At 71.7% G+C, this 23,156-nt stretch carries 20 protein-coding genes; 14 read left to right on the top strand and 6 right to left on the bottom strand.

Annotated features, from left to right (window positions below):
• The first annotated feature begins 41 nt into the window (after window positions 1-41).
• From FXO23_RS35640 to FXO23_RS35620, 5 genes are all read left to right on the top strand, one after another.
• The gene (locus FXO23_RS35640) at window positions 42-1,490 is read left to right on the top strand and encodes an AMP-binding protein (protein ID WP_158890533.1); all 1,449 of its coding nucleotides are present in this window, start codon (window positions 42-44) and stop codon (window positions 1,488-1,490) included.
• A 32-nt stretch (window positions 1,491-1,522) separates the two neighbouring features.
• Window positions 1,523-2,716 carry an alpha/beta hydrolase gene (locus FXO23_RS35635; protein ID WP_158890531.1) on the top strand — a complete coding sequence of 398 codons (1,194 nt, stop codon included), beginning with the start codon at window positions 1,523-1,525 and terminating at the stop codon, window positions 2,714-2,716.
• Entirely contained in the window at window positions 2,713-3,939 is a 1,227-nt protein-coding gene (locus tag FXO23_RS35630) for an MFS transporter (protein WP_158890529.1), read from the top strand. Before FXO23_RS35635 ends, FXO23_RS35630 begins: the two co-directional genes overlap by 4 nt.
• A 78-nt stretch (window positions 3,940-4,017) precedes the next feature.
• On the top strand, window positions 4,018-5,184 hold the full coding sequence (locus FXO23_RS35625) for an alpha/beta hydrolase family protein (RefSeq protein WP_158890527.1): 1,167 nt from the start codon (window positions 4,018-4,020) through the stop codon (window positions 5,182-5,184).
• Between the two features lie 74 nt (window positions 5,185-5,258).
• Window positions 5,259-6,110 carry an alpha/beta hydrolase gene (locus tag FXO23_RS35620; protein ID WP_158890525.1) on the top strand — a complete coding sequence of 284 codons (852 nt, stop codon included), beginning with the start codon at window positions 5,259-5,261 and terminating at the stop codon, window positions 6,108-6,110.
• Here the strand turns inward: FXO23_RS35620 and FXO23_RS35615 are convergent.
• Window positions 6,094-6,582 (bottom strand): pyridoxamine 5'-phosphate oxidase family protein, encoded by a 489-nt coding sequence (locus FXO23_RS35615; RefSeq protein WP_158890523.1) that lies wholly within the window; start codon window positions 6,580-6,582, stop codon window positions 6,094-6,096. The genes FXO23_RS35620 and FXO23_RS35615 overlap by 17 nt on opposite strands.
• Window positions 6,583-6,804: 222 nt before the next feature.
• The gene (locus FXO23_RS35610) at window positions 6,805-10,503 is read right to left on the bottom strand and encodes an nSTAND1 domain-containing NTPase (RefSeq protein ID WP_158890521.1); all 3,699 of its coding nucleotides are present in this window, start codon (window positions 10,501-10,503) and stop codon (window positions 6,805-6,807) included.
• Between the two features lie 178 nt (window positions 10,504-10,681).
• Here FXO23_RS35610 and FXO23_RS35605 point away from each other — a divergent pair, with 178 nt between their 5' ends.
• The 4 genes from FXO23_RS35605 (at window position 10,682) to FXO23_RS35590 (ending at window position 14,438) form a co-directional block, all read left to right on the top strand.
• On the top strand, window positions 10,682-11,308 hold the full coding sequence (locus tag FXO23_RS35605; protein WP_158890584.1) for a response regulator transcription factor: 627 nt from the start codon (window positions 10,682-10,684) through the stop codon (window positions 11,306-11,308).
• Window positions 11,309-11,427: 119 nt separating this feature from the next.
• On the top strand, window positions 11,428-11,805 hold the full coding sequence (locus tag FXO23_RS35600) for a nuclear transport factor 2 family protein (RefSeq protein ID WP_158890519.1): 378 nt from the start codon (window positions 11,428-11,430) through the stop codon (window positions 11,803-11,805).
• Between the two features lie 47 nt (window positions 11,806-11,852).
• Window positions 11,853-12,455: a TetR/AcrR family transcriptional regulator gene (locus tag FXO23_RS35595; protein WP_158890517.1), complete on the top strand. Its 603-nt coding sequence runs from the start codon at window positions 11,853-11,855 to the stop codon at window positions 12,453-12,455.
• Between the two features lie 111 nt (window positions 12,456-12,566).
• Window positions 12,567-14,438, top strand: coding sequence for a sensor histidine kinase (locus FXO23_RS35590; protein WP_158890515.1), 1,872 nt, complete (start codon window positions 12,567-12,569; stop codon window positions 14,436-14,438).
• 140 nt (window positions 14,439-14,578) lie between these two features.
• On the opposite strand, the gene FXO23_RS35585 is transcribed toward FXO23_RS35590, so the two are convergent.
• A complete protein-coding gene (locus tag FXO23_RS35585) occupies window positions 14,579-15,193 on the bottom strand; it encodes an HD domain-containing protein (protein ID WP_158890513.1) in 615 nt (204 codons plus the stop codon).
• A gap of 58 nt (window positions 15,194-15,251) precedes the next feature.
• Here FXO23_RS35585 and FXO23_RS35580 point away from each other — a divergent pair, with 58 nt between their 5' ends.
• Window positions 15,252-15,821 carry a periplasmic substrate-binding domain-containing protein gene (locus FXO23_RS35580; RefSeq protein WP_158890511.1) on the top strand — a complete coding sequence of 190 codons (570 nt, stop codon included), beginning with the start codon at window positions 15,252-15,254 and terminating at the stop codon, window positions 15,819-15,821.
• Between the two features lie 4 nt (window positions 15,822-15,825).
• On the opposite strand, the gene FXO23_RS35575 is transcribed toward FXO23_RS35580, so the two are convergent.
• Complete coding sequence (locus FXO23_RS35575; RefSeq protein ID WP_158890509.1) at window positions 15,826-16,608, bottom strand: PP2C family protein-serine/threonine phosphatase; 783 nt, start codon at window positions 16,606-16,608, stop codon at window positions 15,826-15,828.
• A gap of 83 nt (window positions 16,609-16,691) precedes the next feature.
• Between FXO23_RS35575 and FXO23_RS35570 the strand changes: the two genes are divergently transcribed.
• The 3 genes from FXO23_RS35570 (at window position 16,692) to FXO23_RS35560 (ending at window position 20,721) form a co-directional block, all read left to right on the top strand.
• Window positions 16,692-18,428, top strand: coding sequence for an N-6 DNA methylase (locus tag FXO23_RS35570; protein WP_158890507.1), 1,737 nt, complete (start codon window positions 16,692-16,694; stop codon window positions 18,426-18,428).
• Window positions 18,429-18,444: 16 nt separating this feature from the next.
• Window positions 18,445-19,347 carry a serine/threonine-protein kinase gene (locus tag FXO23_RS35565; protein WP_158890505.1) on the top strand — a complete coding sequence of 301 codons (903 nt, stop codon included), beginning with the start codon at window positions 18,445-18,447 and terminating at the stop codon, window positions 19,345-19,347.
• 81 nt (window positions 19,348-19,428) lie between these two features.
• On the top strand, window positions 19,429-20,721 hold the full coding sequence (locus tag FXO23_RS35560; RefSeq protein ID WP_158890503.1) for a vanadium-dependent haloperoxidase: 1,293 nt from the start codon (window positions 19,429-19,431) through the stop codon (window positions 20,719-20,721).
• Between the two features lie 20 nt (window positions 20,722-20,741).
• Here the strand turns inward: FXO23_RS35560 and FXO23_RS35555 are convergent, their stop codons facing one another.
• Window positions 20,742-20,873, bottom strand: coding sequence for a SapB/AmfS family lanthipeptide (locus tag FXO23_RS35555; RefSeq protein ID WP_158890502.1), 132 nt, complete (start codon window positions 20,871-20,873; stop codon window positions 20,742-20,744).
• Between the two features lie 221 nt (window positions 20,874-21,094).
• Window positions 21,095-22,084 (bottom strand): YeiH family protein, encoded by a 990-nt coding sequence (locus tag FXO23_RS35550; RefSeq protein WP_246258222.1) that lies wholly within the window; start codon window positions 22,082-22,084, stop codon window positions 21,095-21,097.
• 72 nt (window positions 22,085-22,156) lie between these two features.
• On the opposite strand from FXO23_RS35550, the gene FXO23_RS35545 reads away from it, so the two are divergent.
• On the top strand, window positions 22,157-23,056 hold the full coding sequence (locus FXO23_RS35545; protein WP_158890500.1) for a LysR family transcriptional regulator: 900 nt from the start codon (window positions 22,157-22,159) through the stop codon (window positions 23,054-23,056).
• The last annotated feature ends 100 nt before the right edge of the window (window positions 23,057-23,156 follow it).

Raw genomic sequence — 23,156 nt, 5'->3', positions numbered from 1 at the left:
GAACATTGGGGAAATCACACCGAGGTGCAAGGGAGGGGCCGATGCAGCCCACACCACTGGCCACCCGCCTCGCCCAGCTCGCCGAGGCCGATCCCGACCGCCCGGCGGTGACCTGCGGCGACCGCACGCTGACCCGGCGGGAACTGGACCGGCACACCAACTCCCTGGCCCGCGAGTACGCCGCGCGCGGGGTCACCGAGGGCCGGCTGGTGACCATCGGCCTGCCCAACGGCGTCGAGTTCGTGCTCGCCGCGATCGCGGCGTGGAAGCTGGGCGCGACCCCGCAACCGGTGTCCTTCCGGCTGCCCGCCGCCGAACTGGCAGCCGTGGTGCGGGTCGCCGACCCCGCGCTGGTGGTCGGACTGGAACTGGCAGGCCGAGCCTGCGTGCCTGCCGGATTCGCGCCCGCGGCCGCCGACGATCCCCTGCCGCCGCGGATCGCCCCGGCGTGGAAGGCGCCGACCTCCGGCGGCAGCACCGGGCGCCCCAAGGTCATCCTGGCCGGTCAGCCCGCGGCCGCGGAAACCCTTGGCGTGTACAGCGCGCTGTTCCGGATGACTCCGGACGGCGTGCACCTGGCCGCGGGTCCGCTCTACCACAACGCGCCGTTCATGCTGTCCGCTTCGGCGCTGTTCGCCGGGAACCACGTGGTGGTGCTGCCGAAGTTCGACCCGGGCGAGTTGCTGCGGAGCATCGACCGGCACCGCGTCGACTGGGTTTTCCTGGTGCCCACGATGATGCACCGGGTGTGGCGGCTGCCCGCGGCCGAACGCGCCGCCGCGGACCTGTCCAGCCTGAAGGTCGTGCTGCACGGCGCGTCCCCGTGCCCGCCCTGGCTCAAGCACGCGTGGCTGGACTGGCTCGGCCCGGACCGGGTGTTCGAGCTGTACGCCAGCACCGAGGCGCAGGCCGGATGCCTGATCAGCGGGCGGGAATGGCTGGCGCACCCGGGTAGCGTGGGCCGGGTGGCCGCGGGCGAGATCCGGATCCTCGACGCGGACCACCACGACGTGCCCGCCGGGGAAATCGGCGAGATCTGGATGCGCGCGGGCGAAGACGCCCCGGCGACCTACGAGTACCTCGGCGGAACGGCCGAAACCCTGCCCGGTGGCTGGGAATCCCAGGGCGACCTCGGCCGCCTGGACGCCGACGGTTACCTGTACCTGGCCGACCGGAAACCGGACATGATCCTGGTCGGCGGGTCCAATGTGTACCCGGCCGAAGTCGAGGCGGCGCTCGAGGAACATCCCGCGGTGCTGAGCAGTTGCGTGGTCGGGTTGCCCGACGACGAATACGGGAACCGGGTGCACGCGGTCGTCCAGGCGAGCGGAGTGTCCGAAGAGGACGTTATGGAGCACCTGCGGTCGCGGCTGGTGACCTACAAGCTGCCGCGCGCCATCGAGTTCGTCGACTACCCGCTGCGCGACGACGCGGGCAAGGTGCGGCGCGCCCAGGTGCGGGCCGAGCGGCTGACGGGCGCCGGGCGGTGAGCGTCCCGGCCCCGAGAAGCCCCGGCTTGCGGGTGGTTTCGCGTACGGTGCTCGGCCCGCGGCTGGTGGAGTACGAACTCGACTCGCCGGTCCTCGGCGAGCGCACCATGGCCCGGATCCTCTTCCCCGCCGACTACGCGGCGAATCCCGCGACCCGGTACCCCGTGCTGTACCTGCTGCACGGCGGTGGCGACGATTTCCGGTCCTGGACCGACAAGGGCGAAGCCACCGAGTCCACTGCGGACCTGCCGCTGATCGTGGTGATGCCGGAGGCCCGCAACGGTTTCTACTCGGACTGGGTGAAGGCCGGTGCGCACGGCAGAACCCCCTGGGAGAGCCACCACGTCGGCGAGCTGATCCCGTGGGTCGATCGGACGTTCCGCACGATCGCCGACCGCGGCGGGCGGGCGCTCGCCGGGCTGTCGATGGGCGGGTTCGGCGCGATGTCCTACGCGGCACGGCATCCGGACCTGTTCACCGCGGCGGCGAGTTTCTCCGGGGTGCTGGACACCAACCGGCACACCTGGATCCCCGGGATCGCGGCGCAGCGCGACGGCGGGCCGCCGGACGCGATCTGGGGCAGCCGGCTGACCCGGGAGATGCGCTGGCGCGCGCACAATCCGTGGGACCTCGCGGCCAACCTGCGCGGTATGTGGCTGTCCGTGCGCACCGGGACCGGTGTGCCGTCCGATTTGGACAAACATCCGAAGCTGGACCTGATCGAGGCGATCGTGTGCCACTGGTCGGTGCGGCTGCACCGGAAGTTCACCGAACTCGGCATCGAGCACGACTGGTACTGCGGTCGGGGCACGCACGACTGGCCGTACTGGGCGCGGGATCTGCGGGTGACCCTGCCCTCGCTGATGAAGACCTTCGCCGATCCCCCGCCCGCACCGAATCCGCTCTCCTACACCTCGGCCGAACCGGAATACAGCGTCGCGGGCTGGACCGTCCGCAGTAGACGGATGCGGGAGGCCTTCTCCACGTTGTCCAGCGCGCATCGCGCCGGGTTCTCGCTGACCGGCGTGGGCATGGCCGATGTGCGCACGGCGACCTGGTACGAGCCGGGGCGCGCGTACCGGGTGTGGATGGCGGGCCCGTTCGAGCACCGCACGATGGCGTTGAAGGCGGACGGAGTCGGCAGCCTGACGATGAACGTGCGGCTCGGCCCGTTCGGGCTGGGCGGGCACACCGTGCACGTGGCCATCGCCGAGGACTGTGCATGACGACCGCGCTCGAGGAACCGACGACCTTCGTCCGGCCGCGGTGGATCGGCGCGCTGTCCGGCGCGGTCCTGGGCATGTCGCTGGCGGTGCTCACCCCGATCCAGGTGCTGCTGCCGTTGCAGATCGAGGCGATCGATCCGGCCGCCAAGGTGGTCAACCTGGGCTGGATCACCACGGCCGCGGCGATCGTGTCCATTGTGGTCTGCCCGATCGCCGGTGCACTGTCGGACCGCACGACGTCCCGGTTCGGGCGGCGGCGGCCGTGGGTCCTGGGCAGCGGGCTGGTGTGCGCGGCGGGCCTGGTGACGCTCGGGCTCCAGGGCGCGATCATCGGGGTCGCGCTGGCGTGGATGCTCGTGCAGGCCGGGACGAACGCGATGTACGCGGCGCTGACCGCGTCGGTGCCGGACCGGGTCCCGGTGCCGCAGCGGGGCCTGGTGTCCGCGTTCGTCGGGCTCCCGGCGCCGCTCGCGCTGATCCTCGGCTCGTTCCTGGTGAGCAAGGTGGTGACCGGCCGGTTCGCCGGGTACCTGCTGCTCGCCCTGCTCCTGCTCGCGTTGATCCTGCCGTTCGTGCTGGACCGTTCGGACACCCCGGTGCCCACGCGCCCGGCGACCCCGCTTTCCGCCCAGCTGCGCGGAATGGCGCGGGCGCTGTTCGCGACCCGGGACCTGATGTGGGCGTTCGGCTGCCGGTTCGCGATCCAGCTCGCGAACGCGATCGGCACCTTGTACCTGCTGTACTACCTGCGCGATGTGGTGCGCGATCCCGATCCGGCGGGCGCGGTGTTCGTGCTCATTCTGCTGTACACCGCGGGAATCCTGGTCACCAGCGTGCTCGCCGGGCGGTGGTCGGACCGGATCGGGCGGCGCAAACCGTTCGTCATCGCGTCCTCGGTGGTGGTCGCGGTGGCGATGGGCGTGCTCGCGCTCGGCGAGACGTGGACCGCGACGCTGGCGGCCGCCGCGATCCTGGGCGTCGGCTACGGTGTCTACCTCGCGGTGGACAACGCGCTGATCACCCAGGTCCTGCCGTCCGCGGGCGACCGCGCGCGGGACCTCGGCGTGGTGAACCTGGCGAACACCGCACCGCAGGCGATCGCCCCCGCGGTCGCCGGTGGCGTCCTCGGCCTGCTCGGCGGCTACACCTGGCTGTACCTGCTCGCCGGAGTCTGCGCCCTCGTCGGCGCCGCCCTCATCCACCCGGTCCGCTCGGTCCGCTGAGGAGTCCTACCCGCGAGGGAGGCGGCGAGGCGGCTCTTCTGGTGGAATCGGGGCAAGATCCGCGAATCGGAGGTGCGCATGGGGGACTTCGGGGTGATCGGGCGGCGCGCGGTGCTGGTGGGGACGGCGGCCGCCGCGGCGGGGGCGGCGATCGGCGTGCCCGCGCTGGCGGCGCCGGGTACGGGTGTTCCGGCGCGGGTCGACCTGCCCAGGCCGACCGGCCCGCACGCGGTGGGCACGCGGGCGCTGCATCTGGTCGACCGCGACCGGGCGGATCCGTGGTACCCGGACCGGCGGCGCGAAGTCATGGTCCAGCTCTGGTACCCGTCCTGGCCGCTGCCCGGCGCGCCGAAGGCCGGGTACCTCCCGCTTTCGGTGGCGCGGCTGTATCTGGCGCAGTTCGATTTGGGTGACCTGCCGGAGGACGTGTTCACCCGGCTTCGCGGCCACGCCGTCGACTGCGCACCGCCCGCCCCCGGCCCGCGCGGGCGGCCACTGGTCCTGCTCTCCCACGGCCACGGGCAGTACCGCACCGCGCTGACCGGCCTCGCCGAGGAGCTGGCCAGCCGGGGCATGGTGGTCGCCTCCATCGACCACCCCTCGGACGCCGTCGGGGTGGAGTTCCCGGACGGCCGGGTCACGCCCTACCGGGAACCGGGGGAAGGCGAGATCCCCCGGTACCTGGACACCCGGACCGAGGACAGCGTGTTCGTGCTCGATCAGCTCCTCGGACCGGATTCCGAGCTGCGCGGCCGGATCGATCCGTCCCGGGTGGGCATGTTCGGCCATTCCCTCGGCGGTGCGACCGCCGCCGAGGTGATGCGCGTCGACCCGCGCGTGCGCGTGGGCGCCAACCTCGACGGGTCCCAGTTCGGCCGGGTGGTGGAGACCGGGCTGGATCGCCCGTTCCTGCTCTGGCAGATGTCGGCGATTCCCGGCGGGATGCCCGGCTGGGCGCAACTGTGGGCCGGACTGCGCGGCTGGCGGCGGCATCTGCTGCTGGACCGGGCCGGGCACATGACCTGCACGGACCTGACCGCGCTCATCGATCCGCTGGAACTCGCCCGCCGCCTGCCGCCCGAGGACTTCGCCTTCGGCTTCGGCTCGCTCCCCGGCGGCTATTCCCTCGAGGTGAACCGCGCGTACGTGTCCGCGTTGTTCACCCGGCACCTGCTGAACCGGCCGGATCCGCTCCTGGAAGGTCCGTCGCGCCGATTCCCCGAGGTGTCGTTCGTCGGTCGCTGAACGGGAAACCCACCCGGCCGGTCCGGGACCTCGGTCCCTGTCTTCCGGGACGGGATCCGGGCACGGTCGGAGGCATGACTCCCACTTTCGTCTTCGTCCACGGTTCGAACGGAAACTCCCGCATGTGGGCGAGCCTGCAGCGCGAACTGGCGTTGCGCGGCCACCGCTCGCTCGCCGTCGACCTGCCCGGGCACGGCCGGGGCGCCGGTTTCACCGCGGCCTACCAGGCGCCCCAGGATCTCGTGGCCTTCGCCACCGCGCCCTCGCCGCTGGCCGGGGTGACCTACGCCGAGGGTGTGGAGCACGTGATCGACACCGTGCGCCGGGTGCGCGCGTACGGGCCGGTGATCCTGGTGGGCGCCAGCCGGGGCGGGGTGGTGCTGAACGGGGTCGGCAACGCGATTCCCGATCTGCTCGACCGGATCGTCTACATCTCCGCCTGGTGCTGCGCGGAAAAGACGGTCGCCCAGTACCTGCTGGGTCCGGAATGGGCGGCGAGCGCGCTCAACGAAGTGCACGGCCTCATGATCGGCGACCCCGCGGCGCTCGGCGCGGTGCGGATGAACTGGCGCTCCGCGGATCCCGAACTGCTCACCGCGCTGAAGCGGGCGCTGCTCGCCGACGGCACCGACCAGCAGTTCCTCGGTTTCCTGAGCAGTTGCGAGCCGGACGACATCCTGGACTTCGGCGCGGACCTCGTCGATCCGGACACCTGGGGCCGGGTCCCGCACAGCTACCTCCGCCTGACCGAGGACCTGGCGATGCCGCTGGCGCTGCAGGACCTGCTCATCGAACGGGCCGACGCGATGACCCCGGACAACCCGTTCGACGTGCATTCGGTCGCCTGCAGCCATGCCGGTTTCGCGCTTCCCCAGCACGTGGGCAAGGTCGCGGCGATTCTGGACGGGGTCATTCCCGCCAGGTGACGGTCCGGTCGAACCGCCCGGCGAGGTAGTCGTCGCCGGAAAGCGCCCGCAGCCGCCAGGGACGCAGGCGCAGTGCGGCGAACGCGGGCGAGGTCGGCGTGTCCCAGCCCGGCACGCCGATCCCGCCCGGGTCGTAGCCGAGGGGTTCCGGGGTTTGCTTGAGCAGGTTCCACACCTTGGTGCGGGTTTCGTCGTCGGTCAGCAGTTCGGCGTGGCATTCGGCGGTCGCGTTGTCGTGGCTCGGCGCCCAGTAGCCGACCGAGACGTACGGACTGTGCGCGAGATGCGCGCGCTTGACCGGAGTCGGCGCGGTGCCGATCCAGCCGACCAGCGATTCGCCGTCCCACTGCCAGATCGGGTGCAACACCCGGGAACGCGGCCGGTTCGACCGGTCCACGGTGGTCACGTTCGCCCACACGACGCGGTGCGCTATGTCTACAAAGGACGGTGCCACCTCGGCAAGAGTCGTCATGCCTCCCACCCTAGCCAAAGCGCGGCCACCCGAGCGGGCACCCGAAGTTCCGGACGCGCGAGTTCCCCGTTCCGGTAGTCGAACTACACACTCGGGCGAGCGAACTACACATTCGGAGCCACCCCGTGCCCCCTGACGGGAACCGCGCACTCGGCTGCCTGAATGCGCAGTTCGCGGTCCCGAACGTGAAACTCGCTTACCCGAGTGTGCGACTCGCGGCAGTCACGGCCCACAGGGTGGCTGGTAGGCGACGCCGGGGAAGTACTGGGACCATTCCTCCGGGGTGATCCGGGGGTGGGCGAGGTCGCACACCCGGGCCGCCACTCGGTCCGGGTCCGGGTCCCACACCGCCGGGGCGAAATCGACCGACGTGGCGAGCAGCCGTCCATCGGGGCTGAACGTGGCGTTGATCGCCGGTCCGACGCTGCCCGCGAACACCCCGAGCGGCACCGGCGCCCGCGGGTCGGACACGTCCCACAGCCGCGCGGTCCGGTCGGCGCTGCCGCTGGTGAACCGGCGACCGTCCGGGCTGAACGCCAAGCCGTACACGAAGTTCGTGTGCCCGGTGAGCAATCCGAGTGCCTGCGGCCGGGCCGGATCGCCGAGATCCCACAGCCGCACCCCGTTCTCCCGGGTCCCCGTCGCCAGCACCCGGCCGTCCGGGCGGAACGCCAGCGACCCCTCGGGCAGGCGGGCCAGTTCCCGCGGCGCACGTGGATCGGCGACGTCCCAGATCCGGGTGGTGCGGTCGGCGCTCGAGGTCGCCAGCAGGCGGCCGTCCGGACTGAAACTCGCCTGGTGGACCGGTTCCGGGTGCGCGGTGATCGTCGCCAACTCCACCGGGTTCCGGAGATCGGTGACGTCCCACAGCCGCGCCGCGCGCGCGGCCGTCGCGGTGGCCAGCCACCGGCCGTCCGGGCTGAATTCCACCCACTGCAGTTCGCCGTCGAGACGGGGGAGCACGCCGAACGGCGCGGGCGCGCGCGGATCCGCCACGTCCCACAGCCGGACGGTCCCGTCGTAGGCCGCGGTCGCCAGGGTGCGGCCGTCGGGGCTGAACGCGACGTGCCAGACGACCTGGGAATGTCCGGTGATGATCGCCAGCAGCCGGGGGTGCAGGGGATCCGCGGCGACGTCCCACAACCGCGCGGTGTTGTCGTGGCCGCCGGTGGCCAGCACCTTGCCGTCCGGGCGGTACGCGACCCATTTGATCCCGTCGCCGTGCTCGTGCAGGTTCAGCTCGGACAGCACGTCCAGCCGGACGGTGGTGTCGCCGGTGGAGGACAGGGTCCGCCCGTCCGGGCTGAACGCCACCGCGTTGACCGAATCGGTGTGGCCGAGCAGCCGCGCCGCCTGCCGCGGCGCGCGCCGATCCGCCACATCCCAGAGCCGCGCGGAATTGTCGCTGCCCGCGGTGGCGACGAACCGGCCGTCCGGGCTGAACGTCACGCCGTAGATCGGGTGGGTGTGCCCGGTGAGCACGCTCAGCAGCGCGGGCGCACGCGGCTCGGTGACCTCCCACAACCGCGCGGTGCGGTCGTGACTGCTGGTGGCGAGCGTGCGGCCGTCGGGGCTGAACGCGACGCCGGAAACCGGGGCGGTGTGCCCGGTGAGCACCGCGATCTCGCGCGGGGAGCGGAGATCGGCGACCTCCCACAACCGCGCGCCGAAGTCCCCCGCGGTCGCCAGGATCCGGCCGTCCGGGCTGAACGCCACCGCCCCCACGGTGCCCGCGTACGCACCGAACGCGGTGATCTCCCGCCCGTCCGCGACCGACCACAACCGGGTGGTGCGGTCGGCGCTGACGCTCGCCAGCACGCTGCCGTCCGGGCTGAACGCGGCCGCGTAGACATAAGAGGTGTGCCCGTTCAAGGTCACCAGTTCGCGGGCTCGCGCCGGATCGGTGACATCCCAGAGGCGCACGGTGTGGTCGCGGCTCATCGTGGCGAGGGTCCGGCCGTCCGGGCTGAACACGGCGCTGAACACCACATCGGAATGCCCGCGCAACACCGCCAGTTCGCGAGTGTGGCGCGGATCGGCCACGTCCCACAGCCGCGCGGTGCGATCCGCCGAGGTGGACGCCATGACCCGGCTGTCCCGGGAAAACGCGACCCCGCCGACGGTCTCGGTGTGCCCGGTCAGCCGAGTCGAGTACGGACTGTGAAAGGCGCCGAGCAGCCCGTCGCGGGCCTCCGGGAGCGGGTTCATCCGGTACGCGGCCAGGCTGAGCTGGGTGGACAGCGCCGGATTGGCCGCGCGCAGCCCGGCGGCGTCGCTCACCGCCTTGCGCACCAGCGCGATGTTCCGCTGTTCGGTCGCGGTGTCCTCGGCGCGGACCGCGTAGACCGTGGCGGCCACCGCCACCACCAGCAGGACGCTGAGCAACGCGACCAGTTGCCGCAGCCGCCGGGTGCGGCGGCGGGCCGCGGCGCGTTCGGCGGCTTCGGCCGCCAGGCTGGCGTCCAGGAACTCGCGTTCGCGTGCGGTGAGCGCGGATTCGTGCGCGTCGGCCCAGCCCTGCGCCCGGGCGAGCCGGACGCCGCGGTACAGCGAGCCCGGATCTCGATCGAGTGATTCCCACGCGTCCGTGGCCTCGGTGAGCTGGCGGTGGACGCGCAGGCCCTCCCGATCGTCGGCGAGCCATTCGCGGAGCCGGGGCCAGCTGCGGATGAGCGCCTCGTGCGCGATGTCGATGCCCTCGTTGTCCAGCGCGAGCAGGCGGGCGTGCGCGAGTTCTTCCAGCACCACGCCGGTGTCGGGATCGGATTCGTCCAGCTCCCGGCGGCTGATCCGGCGCTTGGTGTCCTCGGTCCCCTCCCCCAGCGCGGTCAGCCGCAGGAAGATCTGCCGGGCCACCTGGCGCTGGCCCTCGTCCAGTCCGGTGTAGACGTTCTCCGCACTGCGCGCGATCGCGTCCTGGATGCCGCCCGCCGCCTCGTACCCGGCGACGGTCAGGGTCAACCCCTGCCTTCGCCGCCAGGTTTCCAGCATCGCGTGCGAGACCAGCGGGAGCACGGCGGGCTGCCCGGTCGCGTCGGAGATCAGCCGCGACACCAGGGCCGTCTCCACCCGGCAGCCGGTGCGCAGGGCGGGTTCGGTGATCGCGGCCCGCAGTTCGTCCGGGCTCATCGGGCCGATCAGCACCTGCGCGTCGCGCAGGGCGTCGACCAGGCCCGGATGGCGTCCGCAGTGCCCGTAGAAATCCGCGCGCACGCCGAGCACCACCCGGGCCCGCCCGTTCGCGGCGGCGAGGAGTCCGTCGATGAACCGGTTCCGCTCCTCGGGGTCGGGGCACAGCGTGAAGACTTCTTCGAACTGATCGACGACGAGAAGTTGGTCATTCTCCAACGCGTCACCGTTGAGTTCGGACAGTCGATTTCCGTGCTTGGCCATGGGATGCGGTCCCGGCGTGAGCACCGCGGCCGACCGGCGCCCGTCCCCGGTCAGCTCGGCCACCAGGCCCGCCCGCAGCAACGACGACTTCCCCGATCCGGAGGCGCCGAAGACCCCGACGAACCGCCGCTCGCGCACCCGGGCCAGCAGCTCGGCGAGCACCTTCTCGCGCCCGAAGAACCGGTCGGCGTCGGCCGGTTGGAACGGGGCGAGGCCGAGGTAGGGAGCCCGGGTTTCCTCGTCGGCCTCGGGTTCCCGGGCCGCCAGTTCGGCGGCCGTGGCCCGCCAGCGGGCCTCCCATTCGGCGGTGTCGCCGAGGCAGGCGTCCACATAGGCCAGGGTCAGCGGCAGGCTCGGCAGCTTCCGGCCGCCCGCGGCGTCGGACAGCGCGGCCGCCGAGTATCCGGCGAGCTTGCCCAGCTCGCGGTAGGTCGGGCTACCCGCTTTCTCCCGGAGCGAACGTAGTCCGGCGGCGAATCGCAACAGGACGTCATCGCCCGGTTCCAGCGGGCGCTCACGTCGAGGCATGTGTATCTACCCCCTCTTGCCGAGCCTCATTTTTGTGCGGTCGTTGTTCAACGTCCAGCTCGCGACACTGAACAACCGATCTGCGATAGAACGGCCAAGCGGTGCGTCGACGCCAGCGCATCGCCGAAGGCGGGGAGAAGTCGTGACGGTACAGGCAGTGCGAAAAGAAGTGTCGGTGATGCTCGTCGACGATCATCCGGTGGTCCGGGGCGGCCTGCGCGCCCTGCTTTCCTCGGTCGGCGGGATCCACGTGGTGGCCGAGGCGACGACCGGTGCGGAGGCCCTGCGCGAAGCCGTCACGCACCGGCCCGACGTCATCCTGATGGACCTGCAGCTGCCGGATCTGAACGGCATCGCGGTCACCCGTCAGGTGCTCAAGAGCGCACCCGGTACGGCCGTGCTCGTGCTCACCATGTTCGAGGACGACGAGTCCGTGGTCGCCGCGATGCGCGCCGGAGCGCGCGGATACCTGCTCAAGGGCGCCTCGCAGGACGACATCGTGCGGGCCGTGCACGGCGTCGCGCGCGGCGCGGCGATCTTCGGCCAGAACATCGCCCACCGGGTGATCGGCCTGCTCGCCGAACCGCAGCGGCTGGAGGCCTTCCCGGAACTCACCACCCGGGAACGCGAGGTGCTCGACCTGATCGCCGCGGGCCTCGGCAACGCGTCCATCGCGCAGCGGCTGCACCTTTCCCCGAAGACGGTCAGCAATCACATTTCGGCGATCTTCGTCAAGCTGCGCGTGGCGGACCGCGCGGAGGCGGTCGCGCGGGCCCGGGCCGCCGGTCTGGGCCGCGCCGGTTAATGACTTGACCGCGACGCCAAGCTAGCGGTTCACTACGATAGTAGTACATGACGATCAGCTGAGGGGGCTCGCTGATGTTGTTGTCCGAGAACAGTGCTGATACCAGATACAAGGCCTTGGTGTTGCGGCTGAACGCGGCGCTCAACGCCAAGGACCTCGCGGCGATCGACGACTGCGTGACCCCGGATTTCGTGGAGCTGCGCGCCGGTGCGCGTTCGGGCCCGGAAGGCCTGCGGGATTGGCTCCGCGAGGTGTACCGGACGGTCCGCGAACCGCGCTGGCAGGTGCTCGGCCTGGTCGCCGAGGGCACCACGGTCGTCCTGCGCGTGCTCTTCACCGGCATCGACGCGTCGGGCGCGCCGATCAGCGTGGAGCAGGCGCACTTCTACGAGGTGCGGGACGAGCGGTTGGCCATTCACCATGTGATCCAGCACTGCGAAGACGAATGCGGGGAGCTGACCGGATCCGGCAAACGCCCGGCGGCGAGCGTCGCATGAACTACGCTGCCCTCTCGGTACCAGACGGGAGGACGGACTTGCCGCCGGTGAACCAGCAACGCCGCGACTCGCTGGCCGACGCGGGCATCGAACTGCTCGCCGAACAGGGCGCGCACGGGTTGTCCCACCGTGCCGTCGACGATCGGGCGAGGGTGCCCAAGGGCACCACGTCCAACTACTTCCGCTCGCGTGATGCGCTGCTGGCCGCGGCGGCCGAGCGCATCATCGAGCTGCATTTCGCCTGGCTGGACGAAATCCGCGCCCGGCACCGGGGCGAACTCGACCGGGAACGGCTGATCGAGATCATGGCCGAGGTCGTCGAGCAGGCGCTCGGCCACTACCGCCCGCGTTATCTCGCGATGTTCGAACTCTCCCTGGAAAGCACTCGCCGACCGCAGCTCGCCGAGGCCCTGGGCCGGATCGCGGACACCTCCCTGCAGCTGACCCACGGCGCGCACCTCGGCTCCGGCGTCGAACCGACCCGGCTGGACATCGCGCTCCTGCACGTCTTCTACAACGGCATGCTGTTCAGCTCCCTGGTCATCCCGAAAACCCTGGGCAAGGGCAGCCCGAGGACACTGGTCCGCACGATGCTCGACCGCGTGCTGCCCCCGGAGAAACCCGCCCGGCGCGGGCGGAAGGCGGGCTGACCCGTTCCCGGTCCGGCTGGGAGCGCGGTCCCAGGCGCACCGGGAGGTTTTCCCGATCAAGGTCACCTCGCGCGGGACGACAAACCCGCGCGCGCCGGGGACCATGTAGCGGTGCCGCCGATCGATCGACAGCGGGTGATCACCTGCCTGGCCTGGGTGCTGCTCGCCCTCGCCGGGCTGGAGGCCGCCACGGCCACCGTGCTGGCGTTGATCGTCGATCCGGCCGTGGTGCGGACCCCGCCCGTGTTCGACGCGACGAACGTGGCCATCGGGATCACCTGCGTGGCGAGCGGCGCGCTGGTGGCGTGGCAACGCCGGCGCAACCCGATCGGGTGGCTCCTGATCGGGTCCGGGGTGGTCACCGCGGTGGTGCCGCTGGCCACCGCGGGGACGCGCTGGCCGCTGACCTGGGCCACCGCGCTGGGTATCGCGCTGGCGCTGGTGTTCTTCCCGAACGGGCGGCTGGCAGGGTGGGGCTGGCGGGCCCTGGCCCCGGCGGTCGCCCTGGCCCAGCTCACCGGTTACCTCACCACGACGTCCTGGAACCGGCTCACGCCGTGGTCGACGCTGGTCTGGTTCGGGCTGCACGCCGCCGTGCTGGGCTCGCTGATCCTGCGCTACCGCCGGGGCGACGAGGTGCTGCGCCGCCAGGTGCTCTGGCTCCTGCTCGCCGCCGCGCTCGGGATCGTCATGCTCGTCCCGTGGGGGCTGTCCCCGGTGCGCTCGCTGCTGATGCTCCCGGCGGTGCCGCTGTTCCCGGCGGCGATCGCGGTGGCGATCCTGCGCTACCGGCTGGTGGACATCCGGCTCGTGGTCTCCCGCGTGCTGCTCTACCTGACGCTCGTGCTCGGCCTGATAATTGTCTACATCGGACTGTTCCGATTGCTGGAAGTAGTGCTGCGCGAGAATGTCGGGGCGACGGGGGCCGCGGTGCTGACCGTGATCGTCGCGCTCGCCGGGCATCCGGTCCGGGTGCGGCTCCGGCGGTTCCTCGACCGCACCCTGCGCGGGCCGCAGGTCGATCCGGTGCGCGCGCTCAACCACCTCCACGCCGGGCTGGACGCGGAGACCGGTTCGCTGGACGCCCTGCTGACCACGATCCGCGGCGCGCTGCACCTGCCGTTCGCGGCGTTCCGGTTACGCGGTCAGGAGATCGCCGCGTCGGGTTCGGCGACCGGCGCGCTCGAGGTCGTGGCCCTGCCGACCGCCGGGGTGGCCGACGGGGAGCTGGTGATCGGGGTGCGGGCCGGGGAGCACCGGCTCGGCGCGTCGGAACTGCGGGTGCTCTCGGTGCTCGCGATCCCGCTCGGCGCGACCCTGCGGGCGACCATGCTGTCCGAGGAGCTTTCCCGGTCCCGGGGCCGGATCGTGGCCGGGCGGGAAGAGGAGCGGCGGCGGCTGCGGCGGGATCTGCACGACGGGCTCGGGCCGACGCTGAGCGGCGTCGGGTACGCCATCGACGCGGTCCGCAACCTGATCCGCACCGATCCCGATTCGGCGGCCGAACTGCTCGACCGGCTGCGCGGCGACATCGGCGGCGCGGTCGCGGAGATCCGCCGCCTCGTCGAGGGATTGCGCCCGCCCGCGCTGGACGAACTCGGCCTGATCGGCGCGCTGCACCGGGAGGCCTCCCGGCTGTCCTATCGCGACGGTGGAAATCCCTTGTCGGTCACCGTGGACACGCGCGGGAAACTGCCGGAGCTACCGGCGGCGGTGGAGGTCGCGGCGTACCGGATCGCGACCGAGGCGATGACCAACGCCGCGCGGCATTCCACTGCCGAACGGGTACGGGTGCTGGTCACGGTCGGCGAGGAACTCCGCCTCCGGATCACCGACAACGGTTGCCGGGGCGCCGACTGGACGCCGGGGGTCGGCATGTCGTCGATGTCCGAACGGGCCGCCGAGGTCGGTGGCCGCTGCACCGCGGGCCCGACACCCGACGGCGGCCGGGTGGAGGCTTTTCTTCCCCTGCACACACATTAGTGTTACCAGCGAGTTCCCCGTTGCGGTCTACCGAGTTCCCCATTTCGGTAGGCGAGTTCCCACCCCGGCGCCCCACGAGCACGGCGAGAAGCCGCGCACTGAGAAGAAATCTTCATTGGGTGCCAACGCACGAACACGGCCTAGTCGCCGAGCATCCCGCGCCGGTGTGCGTCGTCGATGAGCGCCGCGGCCACCGGACCGAGCGATGGCCAGAACTCTTCGATCACCGACATCAGGCGGCGTTCCTGCTCGACGGTCACCCCGCGCGCGGACCACACCGCCCCGTTCCCGGCCCAGTGCAGCAGCAACGGCTGGATGCGGTCGACGGCCCGCGCGAACCGGGCCTCCGGGGTCCGCGCGTCCTCGAACTCCTCCCACAGGCGCAGCAGTTCCGCGCCCTGGGTTTCGGGCAGGCGGCCGAACAGCCGCGCGGCGGCGCGGTGCTCGGCGGCGGCCACCTCCACCCGGGCCTGCTCGTCGTAGATCGGCACGTCTCCGGCGTCCACCTCGACGAGATCGTGGATGGCCAGCATGGTCAGCACGCGCGCGAGTTCGACCTCCGGCGCGTGCTCCCTGGCCAGGGCGATCGCGGTGAGAGCGAGGTGCCAGCTGTGCTCGGCGCTGGTTTCCCCGCGACTGTCGTCCAGCAACCGGTTCAACCTGGCGACCCCGGTCAGGGCGTGCGAGGTGACCAGGAAGTCGAACTGGCGGCGCGTGGATTCGGGAATCGGCAAGGCGGACAGGTCGGGGAGCATCTTCGTCCTTTCCCGGCTCGCTTGACTTCGACCTAGGTCGAAGTTTCAGCATGGACTCATGGCACAACAGGGAAACCTCTCCGAGTCGCGGGTTCTGATCTTAGGGCGCAAGCAGGAAGTGCTGGACGGCATCCTGCGGCAGTTGCGAGAACTCGGGATGGACGTGCGCGGGTCCACTTCCCCGGAGCACGCGGACACCGAGTTCGACGCGCACGAGTTCGACCTGATCGTGTTCGGTTCGGGTGCGGTCGGCCCGCTCAGCGAACGGCTGCGCCGCGAGTTCTCCCGGCGCAACCCCGCGGTGCGCTTCCTCGACGCGTTCGCGCCGGTGGCGATTCGTCAGATCACCGCGGCCGCGTCCGGGCGGCGCGAACTGCTCGAGGAGTTCACGACCGCGGCCGACGAATCCGGCGTCCGGATCGGCGGGACGCTCCGCGCCGCGTCCACCGTGGGGGTCGCGGTGTACCGGGTCGCCGAGGACGGGCTCGTGCGCCAGGAACTGAACCGGTCCCCGGCGCGAGCCGGGCGGTACGAATTCCGGGTCGCCGCCGATGCGCTGGCGGGCGGGCACATGCTGGTGGTGAACGTCGGCGAGGACGAGTTCCACCTGCACCGGATCGCTTCGTGACCGTTCACCGGCGCCGGGAGAACCAGGTGCCCTTTCCCCGCGACGCCTCGCCCACGTCGGCGAGCACGCAGGAGATGTTGTCCGGGCCGCCGCCCTCGTTGGCCAGTTCGATGAGCCGGCGCACGGCGGCGTCGGGGTCCTCGATCTCCGCCAGGGCCTCGCCGACGGCTTCGACCGGCACCACATCGGTCAGGCCGTCCGAGCAGAGCAGGTACCGGTCGCCCGCTGCCACCTGGTGCAGGAACAGGTCCGGCTCGACCTCGGTGTCGGCCTGCAGGGCCCGCACCAGCACCGAGCGCCGGGGGTGCTCGGCGGCCTGTTCCGGGGTGAGGCGGCCGCTGTCCACCAGGGCCTGGATCATCGTGTGATCCCGGGTGATCTGGTGCAGGGTGTCGTCGCGCAGGAGGTAGCCGCGGGAGTCGCCGAGGTGGACGACCCCGAACTCCCGGCCGTTCCACAGCAGCGCGGTGAGGGTCGTCCCCATGCCGGTGAGCCCGGCGTCCTGCGAGATCAGGTCGATCAGCCGGCGCGCGGCCTCGGCGACCGCACCCGCGAGGGTCGCGAGCAGATCGATGTCCCCCAACTCGGCCGGCAGGTTCGCGTCCAGTTCGGCGAGTACGGACGCGGTCGTGCCGCTGGCGACTTCCCCGTGCGCGTGACCGCCCATTCCATCGGCGACGGCGAGCAGGCGGGAACTCGCGTACACCGCGTCCTCGTTGTTCGACCGCCGGAGACCGGGATCAGATCCCACCGCATACCGCAACACCAGACCACCATTGTGTGCCATTCACCCAGTGAACCATTGGTTGACTGTGTTCACAAGCATTTTGCCTGTGGACTGATCACACGAGCTGCCGTAGTGTGAACACGGTGAGCCAAGACGCGACTGTGAACGCGGGTGACATCGCCCGCCTCGTCGACGTGGGGCGCGCGGCGGTGAGCAACTGGCGCCGCCGCCATGAAGACTTCCCGCGGCCGGTGGGCGGCACCGCGTCCAGTCCGCTGTTCTCCCTGCGCGAGGTCGAAGACTGGCTCAGCCGCAACGGAAAGCGGTTCCGGATCTCGGTCGCCGATCGCACCTGGCAGCGGCTGCGGGCCGGCGGCGACGATCTGAACCTCGGTCGCCTGGTGGTGGGCGCGGGGGTCCAGCTGCTGCGGCAGCAGCACGGTTCGGACAAGGTCGTCGACCTGGTGCCCGGCTTGCCCGCCGAGCCGCCGACGGATCCCGGGCTACTCACCGAACTGGTCGAGGAGCGCGGATTCCCGAGCGCGTTCGAGGCTTTGTGCCAACGCTACGTGCAGGCCCATTCGCGACGACTGGACGTGACCTCCGAGGACCTGTCGGCCTGGGTGACGCGCCTAGTCTACCAGGGGGAAGGCACGGTTCTCGATCCGGCGTGCGGGCTGGGCAACCTGCTGCGCGCCGGCCCGGCGGAACGGGTGCTCGGCCAGGACGTCGACGAGACCGCCGCCGCGATCACCGCGATCCGGCTGCTGCTGCACGGGGTGGACACCCGGATCGTCGCCGGGGATTCCCTGCGCTGGGACGGCTTCCCGGGCGAGCTGGCCGACGCGGTGGTCTGCCATCCCCCGTTCAACGAGCGGGCGTGGGGGTACGCGGAACTGACCAGCGATCCGCGCTGGGAGTACGGATTGCCGCCGCGCGGCGAGTCCGAGCTCGCCTGGGTCCAGCACTGCCTCGCGCACGTGAAGCCCGGTGGCCAGGTCGCGATCCTGATGCCGACGGCGGCCGCGAGCCGGCGGCCCGGCAAGCGGATCCGCGGCAACCTGCTGCGCTCGGGCGCGCTGCGTGCGGTGGTGACCCTGGCCGAGGGCGGCCCCGATCTCTGGCTGCTGCGCCGCCCGAAACCGGGTGAGAAGGCGCCTTCGCTGCTGTGGCTGATGGAGGCGGACGACGATCTGCCCGAGGTGGAGAAGTGGTGGTTCTACCACCAGATGGATCCCAACGCCGAATCACCGCACACCGTCCGGATCATCGACGTGCTCGACGACGACGTCGACCTCAGCCCGGCCCGGCGGCGCCTCGCCCAGGGCGGCCGCGATTTCGCCGCCGAGTTCACCGGCGTGCTGGAAAACCTGCGCAAGGCCTCCCTCGACCCGCCCGATCTGGAGTTGCTCGCCGAACCGCGCGCGCATCCGGTCACCACGATCGGCGAGCTGGCCAAGGCCGGGCTGCTCGCCATCCACCACGCCCCCGCCAAGAACGCCGACGCCGAACCGGTGCCGGTGCTGCCCGGCGATGTGGTCGCCTCCCCCACCGGGCAGGCCGAGGTGGTCAGCGACGCGGGTGTGCTGGATCCGCCGCTCGCCCGCTACCGGGTCGATCCGGAGCACCTCGACCCGGACTTCCTGGCCGGGGTGCTGCGTTCGGCGGTGCCGCGCACGCAGCCGGGATCCAGCCGGATCGACGCGCGGCGCGCGCAGGTCCCCCGGCTGTCGCTGGCCGAGCAGCAAGCCTACGGCCGGGCGTTCCGGGAGCTGGCCGCCTGGGAGGAGCGGTTGCGGGAGACTGCGGCGCTGGGCGAATCACTGGTACGGCTAGGCTTCGACGGACTCGTCGAGGGTCACCTTCGGCCGGAAAGTTAGCGTCGAGAGGTGGGGAATGCTCATAGCCGACCGGTATGAGCTCGAGGAACTACCCCTGGGGCAGGGTGGGATGGGCGCGGTGCACCGCGCGCACGACAAGCACCTGGATCGCCGGGTGGCGGTCAAGTTCCTCCACCTTCCCGGCGGGCGGGACGTCGAACTGGAGCAGCGGTTCATCCGGGAGGCGCGGATCCTGGCGCGCCTGGAACACGCGGGCGCGCCGACCCTTTACGACTTCGGCATGTTCGACCAGCGGTTGTACCAGGTGATGCAGTTCATCGACGGCGTCACCGTGTCCGATGTGGTCGGCGAGTACGGGCCGCTGCCGGTGCCGTGGGCCGCGTCGATCGCCGCGCAGGCGTGCGCCGTGCTCGCCGCCGCGCACGCGCTGTCCATCTGCCACCGCGATCTCAAGCCGACCAACCTCATGCTCTGCCCGGACGGCAGCGTGAAGGTGCTCGACTTCGGGCTGGCCATGTTGCGCGAATCCGATGTCGCCCAGTTCACCCGCGCGGGCCAGATCCTCGGCACCCCGGCGTACATGGCGCCGGAACAGATCCAGCGCGGAGTCGCCGAACCGCGCAGCGATCTCTACGCCCTCGGCTGCGTGCTGCACGAGATGCTCACCGGGCGCCAGCTGTTCACCGGGCCCACGGCGTATGCGGTGTTCGAAAAGCAGGTGCGGGAACGGCCCGCCCCGGTGCCCGGGGTGCCCGCCGAACTCGACCGGCTCCTCCAGGACCTGCTGGAGAAGGAACCGGACCACCGCCCCGCCGACGCGAGTGTCCTTTTCGGACGACTCCAGCCGTTCGCGCACGAACTCCCCATGCTGCCCGGATTCCTGACCCCGCCGTCGGTGGCCAGCCCGGTACGCATGTACGCGCGCATGGTCGGGCGGGTTCTCGCCGACGAGGCGTAGGAAAGCGCCGTCGTCCGTCGTAACCGCGACCGCCGTCCGCCGCAGTGACGCGGCCCGCGGTTCGCGGCATCGTGGGGAACCATGACGCACACGCTGTCCCGAAGAAGCCTGTTGATCGCCGGCGCCACCCTCGCGACTGGGATACGGCCGCCGGCCGCCGTCGCGGACCGGCCCGATCCCCCGGTCGTGACCGACTGGAACCGCACCCTGCTGCGGATCGTCCGCACCCCCGGTGCTCAGCCCACGACCGTGCACGCCACCCGCGGTTTCGCGATGACGCACGGCGCCCTGCACGACGCCGTCGCCGCCACCACCGGGTGGGGCGCGCCGTATCTGTCCACTTCGGACAGTGCGCGGGGAGCGTCACCGGTGGCCGCGGCGGCACAGGCCGCCCACGACATCCTGATCGCGCTGTACCCGGCCATGGCCGCCGACCTGGACCGGCAGCTCGCCGCCGACCTCGGCCGCGTGCCCGACCCGGATGCCCGCGAGGCCGGTGTGCGCGCCGGTCGGCGGGCCGCGAGCCGGATGCTGGTATGCCGTGCGGGCGACGGCTCGGCGGCAACCCCGCCCGCCTTGCCGCCGGGGACCGAACCCGGGCAGTACCGGCCGACTCCGCCCGGCTTCGCACCGGCCGTGTTCACCCACTGGGCGGCCGTCACGCCGTTCGTTCTCGGCCGCGCCGACCGGTTCCGCCCCGCCCCTTATCCGGCGTTGACGAGCCGCCGCTACGCCGAGGCGATCGGCGAGGTCGAGCGCCTCGGCCGGGACACCAGCACCGCACGCACCGCCGACCAGACGCTCCAGGCTCGCTTCTGGGGCGCGCCCATCTGGAACTACTGGAACGAGATCGCCCAAAGCGTCGCCCTCGACCGGCGCAGCGACCTGGTCACCACCGCCGCGGTGTTCGCCCGGCTCAACCTCACCTTCGCCGACACGGCCATCGCGTACTACGACGGCAAGTACCACCACCGGATCTGGCGGCCGATCACCGCGATCCGGCTGGGCGGCACCGACACCAATCCGGACACCCCCGGCGACCCGGCGTGGAACAGCCTGGGCACCACCCCGCCGGACCCGTCCTATCCCGGCGGGCACAGCACCATGGCACGAGCCGGGGCCGCCGTGCTGCGCGACGCCTACGGGCCCGTGCACCGGGTGACCGTCACCTCCGAGGCGCAGCCCGGCACGACACGCACCTTCCGCCGGTTCGGCGACATCGCCGCCGAAGCGGGGCTGAGCCGCCTGTTCGCCGGGGTGCACACCCGCCTCGACCACGACGCCGGAGCCCTGCTGGGCGAAAACGTGGCCCGGTTCGTGCTCGACCGGACCGGTTGCCGCGATCGGCTCACGGCTTCGGGATCATCGCGGTGATACCACCTCTGCGGGCGTCGCTACTGGTGCACGCAGGTGATCAGGCTCAGGGTGCTGTCACATCCGAGGCTCAGGAAGCTGACGTCCTTCGGAGCCTCGGCGTCGGGGAACGCCCTTTCCACCGGAAGCGCTTGCAGATCGAGGATGTGCATGGTGGCGATTCCTCACTCCTGGTAGGGGAACACGGCAAGATCCAACTCCGACGCTAGGTCCTCCGCTGTGCGCCACCAAGTGCCCTCGGGTACCCCTTCCCCGCCCCAGAACCGCCGACGCGGCGGCAGGAAGGGAGGTTTGCTGCCCGGAAACGTGAGCGAGGGACCTTTACTCTCGAAATACGTGAGTAAAGGTCCCTTCCTGCCGCCGCGTCGCGGGATCAGGCGAAGAGGATCATGGTGGTGTAGGCGGCGCCGCCGATCAGGATCGTGGAGAGCAGGCCCAGCAGCAGGGCGCGTCCACCGGTGCGCACCAGGCGGCCGAGGCGGACCGCGCAGCCGAGCCCGAACAAGGCGCCGGCCAGCAGCAGGGTGCACGCCGTCTTCGCGACGTCGAGCACGCCGCCCGGCACCACCCCGGAACTGCGGACCAGCACCATGCCGAGGAAACCGAGCACGAACAACGGCACCAGCGCCGTCCGGCGGGCTTCGGTGTTCTTCGTACGACGGGACCGTTCGTACACGCTCACCGCCGCCACCATCGGCGCGAGCAGGACCACCCGGCTGAGCTTGACCACGACCGCGACGGCCACGGCCGCCGTCCCGGCGGGTGAGGCGGCGGCGACCACCTGCGCCACTTCGTGCACGCTCATCCCGGCCCAGGTCCCCAGCTCCGGTCCGGCGAGACCGAGCCAGCCGCCGAGCAGCGGCACCGCCGCGATCGCGAGGCTGCCGTAGCAGGTCACCAGCGCGACCCCGGTGGCCACGTCCGAATCGTCCCGTTCGACCACCCCTTCCATCGCCGCGATGGCCGAGGCGCCGCAGATGGAGAAGCCGGTGGCGACCAGCATCGCCAGGCCGCGCGGCACCCCGATCAACCGGCCGAGGCCGAGCGTGCCGAGGAACGTGATCGCGACGGTGAGCACCACCGCGAGCAGGATTCCCGCGCCGAGGTCGAGCACCGCGGGCAGCGCGAGTTGCAGCCCGAGCAACACGACCCCGGCCCGGAGCAACCCCTTCGTCACCCGCCCGATGGCCTCCCGGGTCTCGTCGGAGAGCACCGGAAGCGAACCGGTCAGCACCCCCAGCAGAACGGCCGCGGTGAGCGCGCTGACCACCGGCGCCGCCAGGCTGACCAGGTACGCCACCGCCACGCCGAGTGCGGTCACCGCGAGACCGGGGAACAACGGACGCAACTGAATGGTCTTCACAATTACCGAGCGTCGCGAAATTCGGCGCCGTTCGGTAGCCACCAGTACGTTGCCAGGTCATACCCTAGGGCTATGACTCCGCCCGATCTCGAATCGCTGCGCCTGCTCGTCCTCGTCGGCGAACTGGGCAGCATCGGCCAGGCCGCGGCCGAACTCGGCATCGCGCAGCCCTCCGCCAGCAAGCGTCTGTCCACTGTGGAGCGCAGGCTCGGGCTGGTGCTGGTGGACCGCACACGCCGGGGCTCCGCCCTCACCCCGGACGGGCGCGCGGTGGCCGGTTGGGCCCATCGCGTGCTCGCCGAACTGGACGGGCTGCTCACCGGCGCCGAGGCGCTGCGCGCGCACCGCGAGGCCGAGTTGCGCATCGCCGCGAGCATGACGCTGGCCGAGCACCTGGTGCCCGGCTGGATCGGCGAGCTCAAACGCGTCCACCCCGAGCTCTACGTCGGGCTCCAGGTCACCAACTCGGATCGGGTGGCCGAGCTGGTCCGCGCCGGCGAGGTCGACCTCGGTTTCGTCGAATCCCCCGGTCCCCTGGCCGGGTTGGCCAGCCGCCGGGTGGCCACCGATCACCTGGTCGTCGTCGTGCCCGCCCACCATCCCTGGGCACGGCGACGGCGCCCGCTGACCGTGGCCGAACTCGCGGCGACCCCGCTGGTGGTGCGCGAACCGGGCTCGGGAACCCGGGAAACCGTGGACGCCGCCCTGCGCGACGCGGGCGCCGAAACCGCCGATCCGCTGCTCGAACTCGGCTCGGCGGCCGCCGTGCGCAACGCGGTGATCACCGGCGCGGGCCCGGCCGTGATCAGCGAACTGGCCGTCGCCGGGGATCTCGCCGACCACACGCTGGTGCAGGTCCCCGTGGACGGGCTCGACCTGGGCCGCGTGCTCCGCGCGGTCTGGCCCGCCGGACGCCGCCTGGTCGGCCCCGCCGCGGCCCTGCTCAGCGGGGTCAGCCGCGGCAAGCGCTGACCGGACTACGTCCCTGGTGGGCGCCAAGCGCGGCGGTGGGGCCGTTCCGCGATCTGGGCGCGCTGGCCCGGATCGTGGCACCGCCTCATAGTGGCGGGGA

Origin of the sequence: Amycolatopsis anabasis (assembly GCF_009765355.1) — a bacterium.
Classification (GTDB): Bacteria; Actinomycetota; Actinomycetes; order Mycobacteriales; family Pseudonocardiaceae; genus Amycolatopsis; species Amycolatopsis anabasis.
Note: the sequence above shows the minus strand (reverse complement) of the source record. Positions and strands in the feature narration are given on the sequence as shown.

What these genes read in the sequence shown, in the direction of transcription:
- FXO23_RS35625 (WP_158890527.1), top strand. Translation starts at nt 4,018, where the DNA reads ATGGGGGACTTCGGGGTGATCGGGCGGCGCGCGGTGCTGGTGGGGACG.
- FXO23_RS35630 (WP_158890529.1), top strand. Translation starts at nt 2,713, where the DNA reads ATGACGACCGCGCTCGAGGAACCGACGACCTTCGTCCGGCCGCGGTGG.
- FXO23_RS35575 (WP_158890509.1), bottom strand. Translation starts at nt 16,608, where the DNA reads ATGGCACACAATGGTGGTCTGGTGTTGCGGTATGCGGTGGGATCTGAT.
- FXO23_RS35620 (WP_158890525.1), top strand. Translation starts at nt 5,259, where the DNA reads ATGACTCCCACTTTCGTCTTCGTCCACGGTTCGAACGGAAACTCCCGC.
- FXO23_RS35585 (WP_158890513.1), bottom strand. Translation starts at nt 15,193, where the DNA reads ATGCTCCCCGACCTGTCCGCCTTGCCGATTCCCGAATCCACGCGCCGC.
- FXO23_RS35605 (WP_158890584.1), top strand. Translation starts at nt 10,682, where the DNA reads ATGCTCGTCGACGATCATCCGGTGGTCCGGGGCGGCCTGCGCGCCCTG.
- FXO23_RS35545 (WP_158890500.1), top strand. Translation starts at nt 22,157, where the DNA reads ATGACTCCGCCCGATCTCGAATCGCTGCGCCTGCTCGTCCTCGTCGGC.
- FXO23_RS35615 (WP_158890523.1), bottom strand. Translation starts at nt 6,582, where the DNA reads ATGACGACTCTTGCCGAGGTGGCACCGTCCTTTGTAGACATAGCGCAC.
- FXO23_RS35555 (WP_158890502.1), bottom strand. Translation starts at nt 20,873, where the DNA reads ATGCACATCCTCGATCTGCAAGCGCTTCCGGTGGAAAGGGCGTTCCCC.
- FXO23_RS35640 (WP_158890533.1), top strand. Translation starts at nt 42, where the DNA reads ATGCAGCCCACACCACTGGCCACCCGCCTCGCCCAGCTCGCCGAGGCC.
- FXO23_RS35560 (WP_158890503.1), top strand. Translation starts at nt 19,429, where the DNA reads ATGACGCACACGCTGTCCCGAAGAAGCCTGTTGATCGCCGGCGCCACC.
- FXO23_RS35580 (WP_158890511.1), top strand. Translation starts at nt 15,252, where the DNA reads ATGGCACAACAGGGAAACCTCTCCGAGTCGCGGGTTCTGATCTTAGGG.
- FXO23_RS35610 (WP_158890521.1), bottom strand. Translation starts at nt 10,503, where the DNA reads ATGCCTCGACGTGAGCGCCCGCTGGAACCGGGCGATGACGTCCTGTTG.
- FXO23_RS35565 (WP_158890505.1), top strand. Translation starts at nt 18,445, where the DNA reads ATGCTCATAGCCGACCGGTATGAGCTCGAGGAACTACCCCTGGGGCAG.